Here is a 245-nt window from a genome sequence, read left to right as displayed (position 1 = left end):
CGCATTACGCCAAAACGAGGACGTCGCTCATCGCGGAATTTCGTTTGGATCTGATATAGGTTCAGCGGAAGTTGTTTGTAAGAGCTTACTTCGTTACGAACGATGCTAGTAATCACTTCTTCGGCTGTTGGGCTTAGGATAAATGGGCGGCTATGGCGATCAGTAAAGCGTAGAAGCTCTGGTCCCATTGTTTCAGAACGACCTGTCTCTTCCCAAAGTTCGAACGGTTGAACAACGGGCATTAA

Annotated in this window: 1 protein-coding gene; it reads right to left on the bottom strand. The window is 47.3% G+C overall.

The features are described 5' to 3' along the window. A partial coding sequence (locus AB4585_RS24805; protein ID WP_372171405.1) for an aminoacyl--tRNA ligase-related protein occupies window positions 1–245 on the bottom strand: 245 nt, incomplete at both ends.

Origin of the sequence: Vibrio sp. 10N.222.49.C9, from assembly GCF_041474985.1 — a bacterium.
Taxonomy (GTDB): Bacteria; Pseudomonadota; Gammaproteobacteria; order Enterobacterales; family Vibrionaceae; genus Vibrio; species Vibrio crassostreae_C.
Note: the sequence above shows the minus strand (reverse complement) of the source record. Positions and strands in the feature narration are given on the sequence as shown.